The sequence below is a fragment of the Plesiomonas sp. genome, assembly GCF_051650925.1.
Classification (GTDB): domain Bacteria; phylum Pseudomonadota; class Gammaproteobacteria; order Enterobacterales; family CAMTGL01; genus Plesiomonas.
Map to the genome: position 1 here is coordinate 1 of NZ_JBOFRH010000077.1, position 2,262 is coordinate 2,262.

Consider the following 2,262-nt stretch of genomic DNA (forward strand, 5'->3'; position numbering starts at 1 on the left):
ATTGAAAATCTGGCCCAAGGTTACGATGAGCTGCTGTTCTCCAAGTTGAACCTGATGGTTGAAGTCGGCGAGCGCGTGGCGATTATCGGTCAGAACGGTATCGGTAAATCGACCCTGCTGCACACGTTGGTCGGCAACATGGCGCCAAAACAAGGCATCATTAAGTGGTCCGAAAACGCTAACATCGGTTACTACGCGCAAGATCATGCCGATGAGTTTGACTGCGATCTGAACCTGTATGACTGGCTGGAACAGTGGAAGAAGCCGGGCGATGATGAGCAAGTGGTGCGTGGTATGCTGGGCCGGATGCTGTTCTCACAAAACGATATCCTGAAATCTGTCCGCGTGATTTCCGGTGGTGAGCAAGGCCGGATGCTGTTTGCTAAGCTGATGCTGCAAAAGCCGAACATTCTGGTAATGGATGAGCCGACTAACCACATGGATATGGAATCCATCGAGTCACTCAACCTGGCACTGGAAAACTACAAAGGCACCCTGTTCTTCGTCAGCCACGACCGTCAGTTTGTATCCTCACTGGCTACCCGTATTATCGAGCTGACCGCTGACGGCATCGTTGACTTCAACGGTACTTACGATGAGTACCTGCGCCGTCAGGGCATTGAAAGCGCGTAATCGCGAACAAGACACAGCTGATTAGTCTGTAGATGAAAGAAACCGCGTCCTCTGGAGGCGGTTTCAGAATGGCAATAAAAAAACGTCCGCAATTGCGGACGTTTTTTATTCACGCGTTAAATCAATTTTCCACATGACATGTACTTATAGAGTGCATGATGCTAGGTTTTTCTTAATGCACCCGATCGGTACTATCAACGCTCTGCAAGTTAACGACCACGCCGGATAACTCGGAATTCGTGCGCCCATCCATCAACGGTTGCATGCCAAATCCTTGGAAACCATTTACGCCTAATCCTGCTAAGTGATCCCATTGCACCTTATTCTCTACCCGTGTCGCGATGGCATAACGAGTACGCTGATGAATTAAACGACACAATGCAGCAATAACTTTACTTGCGGGGCCATCTTCAGCCGTATGGGTATAACCATAATCGAGTTTGACATATTCAGGAGTAAATTGAGCCAAATAGCTGGTTCCATTGCTGCTACGGCCAAATTGGTCCAGCCCCCATCGCCAGCCCTGTGCTGTCAGCGTGTTGACAAACTGCAGACTTGCTGCCGGATTACTGAGTAAACCCGCTTCGGACAATTCAAAGATAATCTCAAATTTATCCCCTGCATCTTTCTCTTTACTCGCAGAGGATTTACTCGGAGAGAGTATCTGCGCTAGTTGATGCGAAAATTCGTTATGATAAATACTGCTGTTGCTCAGGTTAATCGCAACGGTACCGGTATACGACATCTGCCTGATATGCTGGATAACAACCAAATCAACGGCCGATGCAAGACCGATGGCTTCAACCATCGGTAACCAATCTGCCGCGGTTACCCACTGAGAGTTCAGACGCAAACGAACAAACGCTTCCTGATGTAAAACTTTCCCTTGCTCACCAAATACTGGCTGCAAAACGACTTGAATAGCCAGAGGATCAGCCAAGGCAGCCAACACTGCAGGCCGCCACTCTTGCTTCCCTTGTAACACCGGTTGGAATGAGCCTGTATGCAGATAAAACTGGCCAATTTCTTTTTTTGCTCGATGTAATGCCATATCAGCGGTAGCCAGCAAAGTATGTGCTGCATGATAACCATCGCTGACCACTCCCCCCAAAAATGCATCCGACATTTCACGGGGCTCGACCACATCACTCACATGCAGACGAATGACATTCAGTAACTGTGCCGCTACCTCTTCAGCTTGTCTCAAATCAGAACGAACCCCAAGCCCTGGGTACCACACAGCAAATTCTGCTAAACGGGTTCTTCCCACCAAAACTTCTGGCCGGCCCGATAAAAACTGCCGAATAGCCAATGCCAACTGATAAGCCAACTTATCAGCCATCTGATTCTGGGTAGTCTCATACTGGGTACTCAATACATCCAGCTCTAACAGAAACAAGACCCCGCCAGTATGCTCTGTCACTGCAGTTTCTAATTGCTGGCGGAACCAACGGCGGTTTGCTAATCCTGTGGTTACATCCTCATAGGCCTCTCGATGCAATACCGCGACCGCTTGAGCTTGCTCTTGAAACGCCCGCGCGATCTCCTCTTCCATCAAGTTAAATGCCTGCGTTAATGCGCGCAGATCTTGCGATGGTGGCAAGGGTAACGGCACATCGGCAAATCGGC

2 protein-coding genes are annotated in these 2,262 nt (G+C 49.2%); one reads left to right on the forward strand and one right to left on the reverse strand.

Going from position 1 to position 2,262, the window contains the following annotated elements; translation table 11 throughout:
• Positions 1-633: ATP-binding cassette domain-containing protein (locus ACRC27_RS01810; RefSeq protein ID WP_438639047.1), on the forward strand; the 633-nt coding region annotated here is incomplete at its 5' end.
• A gap of 172 nt (positions 634-805) precedes the next feature.
• On the opposite strand, the gene ACRC27_RS01815 is transcribed toward ACRC27_RS01810, so the two are convergent.
• On the reverse strand, positions 806-2,262 hold a 1,457-nt coding region (locus ACRC27_RS01815; RefSeq protein ID WP_438639048.1), incomplete at its 5' end, for an EAL domain-containing protein.